The following is a 3,623-nucleotide window of genomic DNA, read 5'->3' as shown; positions in this document are numbered from 1 at the left end:
CTCGGCGACCATCTCCTGCCTGCGTGCGACCGCATCGGAGAAGGTTCCCTCGAAGCGCTCGCGCAGGCGCCTTTGCCCGCCGTCGCGCCTGTACCCTCGGCATGCCGTGAGGTCCCACACGCCGGGCCTCACGGGCCTCACGCCGACCGCCGCCTGTTTCGTCGCCATGGACACGCCCCTCCTTTTTGAGTGGTCATTTCGAACCTACAAGCAACTCTTGTTGCTTCCCGCCAATCAAGACACGGGCACGTTTTTGGTAGAATTCCGATAGCCGCCGCGCGGTTTCTAGATGGCGACAGGGACCGCAACCCTGGGCCGCGCGGAACACGAGGCCGCGACGATACGTTCGGCGGATAAGTGGGGGCGCCCTCACCCTTCGGGGTGGGGGCGTTTTTTCGTTCGCGCCCCAGGTGGATAACCATTTTGCTGACCTCGGCAAAATGGCAGCCCACGCGCACCACTACGGGCTACTTCCCCTCCAGCCCCTTCGCCATCTTCTCGAAGTCGTTCTGCCACTCGGCGTCCTGGATGCGCTGGAACTCAGCGAACCGCTCCCTCGCGATCTTGTCCGCAGTGCTCTTCGTCCGCGTGCCGAGGCCCTTGAGGACCTCGCGGCCGTTGAACGTGAGGAACCCGTTCAGCAGCTCGTCGCAGTCCGCCATGCTCGTAAGCACGTGCCGCTCGGCCCTGTCCTCGGCGGTGTCGAGGAACATCGTCACGAGCCTGTTGAGCTCCTTTATCTCCTTTTCCGTGAGGTAGTTCTTCGCGACAGTGACGTCGGTCGAGTGGATGCGCCCCTCCGGGCCGCCCTTCCACGAGGTGAGCCCCATGTGCGGCTTGGAGGGGTCCGAGCGGCCCTGGACGATCTCGGCCGCGGTGTGGCCCGTCACCGCGTAGTGGAGCTTGTTCTGGACGGTCGCGTAGAACCGCTTGGCTATGTCGGAGTCCTTGTCGTAGTCGAAGCTGCACTCCTGGAAGATGTCCGTGATCTTCTGGTAGACCCTGCGCTCGCTGGCGCGGATGTCGCGGATGCGGCCAAGCAGCTCGTCGAAGTAGTCCTCGCCGAAGGGCCTGCCGTTCTTGAGCATGTCGTCGTTCAGGACGAACCCCTTGGTCACGTATTCCTTGAGGGTGGCTGTGGCCCACTGCCTGAACCTGACGGCTTTCACCGAGTTGACGCGGTATCCTACGGCGAGAATCGCGTCGAGGGAATAGAACTTCACGCGGTAGTTCTTCCCGTCGGCGGCAGTTGTCAAAATTTCTTTGACAACTGAATTTTGCTCCAGCTCACCATCCTTGAAGATGTTCCCGAGGTGGTAGCTAATCGACTGCTTCGTAGTCCCGAACAGCTCGGCAATCCGCCTCTGCGGCATCCAGAAGGTGCCTTGAATGTAGCTGACCTCGACGGGCACGTTCGCGCCCTCGGACTGATACAGGACAATCTGTGCGGTATTCGTCTCCTCGCTCATTCTTCCTCCTTCGTTGTGCTCCTACGCGGACCTTACTTGATCCGCTTCCAGCCCTTCTCGTCTAGTCAAATACCAGATAGAGCTTTGTCTGGTCGGTGCCGTCTTGGTAGTAGTCCCACATGTAGATGGCGCGGCACGGTCTTTCCCTGTTTGCGGAGATTCGCTTGTAAGCCTCGTTGCTCCTGGCGTTAATCTCGACGAGCGGATTGCCGTCGGCGATCACTTTGATATGAGGCTTTGCCGACGAGCCCTTTGGCGTTGGGACTATCTCAAATGACGGAGTGAAGCGGAAGTCCTTTCTGGGCAGTTTGCCGCCAATCCAGTTTCGATCGGTAACGGTAATCCATACCTCAAGCGAATCCTTTGCAAGTTCCATGCCTGTCCGCCTGCGCCTCGCCTGGGCGACACTGGCCTTATACTGCGCCTCGCGTCTAGCCTCGTGTCTAATGAGCTCGTCTTCCTCGGAGAACGGAACGGGAGTCGTCAGCGTCTTCTGGCGTTCCCACCACTGCTCCAAGAGCCGGGGCTCCGCAGTCAGGCTGACTAGCTCGGGGACGCCGGGGGAGTACATGCCGGTCTTCTTGACCTTGAGACGGATCGTGAAGCCGGCCGCCACCATCTCCTTGAGGAAACCGAGTCCCGAGCAGGTAAATCCGAATGCGGTGCCGTTGTAGGAAAGTGGCGTATCTCCAAACTCGGCGCTGTCCGCCGTCGTACCGGTCGACTTGCTATGGATGACCATGTCGCGACCGAGTGGATCGACGTAGAACTCGGCTCCTTTCCGGATGCCCTTGAAGGGCACACCGACGTAGGCAAACACCGTCTTCTCACAATCGCCGTCGATGTCTATGACGCGCGCGGCGGGGTGCCTACCATCTTGTGCGGACATGGCGGCAGAGCGAGGCGCGCCATTGCTCGCCAGAATCGCTTTGACCAATGAGCTGAACAGCCCCATGAATACCTCCTTACCTTTCTCGTTTATCTACGCCGCCAGCCTAAGCACGGTCATGGACGGACCCCCCCCCAGACACTTTTTCGGGGGCTTGCGGGAGCCTCTCGGCCAGAGCGTCGCTCGTTGCGACCAGCGCGGCGCGGCCCTCCGGTCCCAGGGCGCGGTAGTTGCGCGCGAGGCGGTCGAACTCGTAGTCGTGCTGGGGCGGGTTTTCGACCAGATCTGAAACGCTGCACCTTAACGCCCTGGCTATAACGACGGCTTTATCGAAACCTATTTCGTTCGTTCCTGATTCCCATTTGGTGAGGGCTGTGTAGGAGAGGCCGGTTCTATCGGCTAAGTCCTTTCGGCTGATACCAAGCTGCTCGCGGATTTCCCTGATTCTTGTCTCCAAAGCACACCTCCGGCTTCTAATTTCCCGTACAAGCAAATTTTACTGTTGACAAGTTGCCTGTGCGGGATATTATAAGCCTTGTAATTGCCGCAACGGCAAATCAAGGAGGTGGAAATGGACTCTGAGGCATTCGGACATCGATTGCAGGTCCTGCTGGCAGACAGAGGGATGAAGGCAAGCGAGCTCGCAAATAAGACCGGCATCTCCCGGCAGATGGTCAACAACTACCTGAAGGCCGGAGCGGTGCCAAATCTTGAGAACGCCTGCGCCATTGCCAAGGCAATCAACGTTTCTCTTGATGACCTCGCGCTGTCTTCGCTCAAAGAACTCGTTTCCGATTAGGAGGTGTTTCAGATGGACAAAAGCATCCAGGTATTCCAAAACGACCAGTTCGGCCAGGTTCGAGCCGTCCGCAGCGAGAGCGGCGAGCCTTGGTTTGTTGCCAAGGACGTTTGCGACGCGCTCGGAATCCGCACCGATACCGTTCGCGCAATTCTTGACGCCGATGAGGTGAGGGAGACGAACCCCAACAGTATTGGGGTTGCCGGGGGTCGAAAGCCTCTCGTTGTTTCGGAAGCTGGCCTTTACTCGCTGATTCTCAGGTCGCGAAAGCCTGAGGCTCACGTCTTCAAGCGCTGGGTCACGCACGAGGTGCTCCCGGCCCTGCGGCGCGACGGCGGCTACATGGTCGCGCGCGACGAGACGCCCGAGCAGACGATGGCCCGCGCGGTCCTTCTCGCGCAGCAGACCATCGACCGGCAGCGCGACCGCATCGCCGAGCTGGAGCCGAAGGCCCTCTTCGCCGACG

General features: G+C 59.9%; 5 protein-coding genes. 2 read left to right on the top strand and 3 right to left on the bottom strand.

The features are described 5' to 3' along the window. Positions 1 to 467 precede the first annotated feature (467 nt). From ACT84W_RS07315 to ACT84W_RS07305, 3 genes are all read right to left on the bottom strand, one after another. The gene (locus ACT84W_RS07315; protein ID WP_444328726.1) at positions 468 to 1,469 is read right to left on the bottom strand and encodes a virulence RhuM family protein; all 1,002 of its coding nucleotides are present in this window, start codon (positions 1,467 to 1,469) and stop codon (positions 468 to 470) included. Positions 1,470 to 1,530: 61 nt separating this feature from the next. Continuing rightward, positions 1,531 to 2,424, bottom strand: coding sequence for a hypothetical protein (locus ACT84W_RS07310; protein WP_444328725.1), 894 nt, complete (start codon positions 2,422 to 2,424; stop codon positions 1,531 to 1,533). A gap of 40 nt (positions 2,425 to 2,464) precedes the next feature. After that, entirely contained in the window at positions 2,465 to 2,815 is a 351-nt protein-coding gene (locus ACT84W_RS07305) for a helix-turn-helix domain-containing protein (protein ID WP_444328724.1), read from the bottom strand. Between the two features lie 114 nt (positions 2,816 to 2,929). Between ACT84W_RS07305 and ACT84W_RS07300 the strand changes: the two genes are divergently transcribed. Beyond that, a complete protein-coding gene (locus ACT84W_RS07300; protein ID WP_444328723.1) occupies positions 2,930 to 3,157 on the top strand; it encodes a helix-turn-helix transcriptional regulator in 228 nt (75 codons plus the stop codon). Between the two features lie 12 nt (positions 3,158 to 3,169). After that, on the top strand, positions 3,170 to 3,623 hold a 454-nt coding region (locus ACT84W_RS07295; protein ID WP_444328722.1), incomplete at its 3' end, for a BRO-N domain-containing protein.

The organism is Paratractidigestivibacter sp. (genome assembly GCF_052362415.1).
GTDB lineage: Bacteria > Actinomycetota > Coriobacteriia > Coriobacteriales > Atopobiaceae > Paratractidigestivibacter.
This window is presented reverse-complemented; position numbering and strand designations above follow the sequence as displayed.

Bases quoted from the DNA above. Each gene is read 5' to 3' on its own strand.
- ACT84W_RS07300 (WP_444328723.1), top strand. From the start codon at position 2,930: ATGGACTCTGAGGCATTCGGACATCGATTGCAGGTCCTGCTGGCAGAC.
- ACT84W_RS07315 (WP_444328726.1), bottom strand. From the start codon at position 1,469: ATGAGCGAGGAGACGAATACCGCACAGATTGTCCTGTATCAGTCCGAG.
- ACT84W_RS07310 (WP_444328725.1), bottom strand. From the start codon at position 2,424: ATGGGGCTGTTCAGCTCATTGGTCAAAGCGATTCTGGCGAGCAATGGC.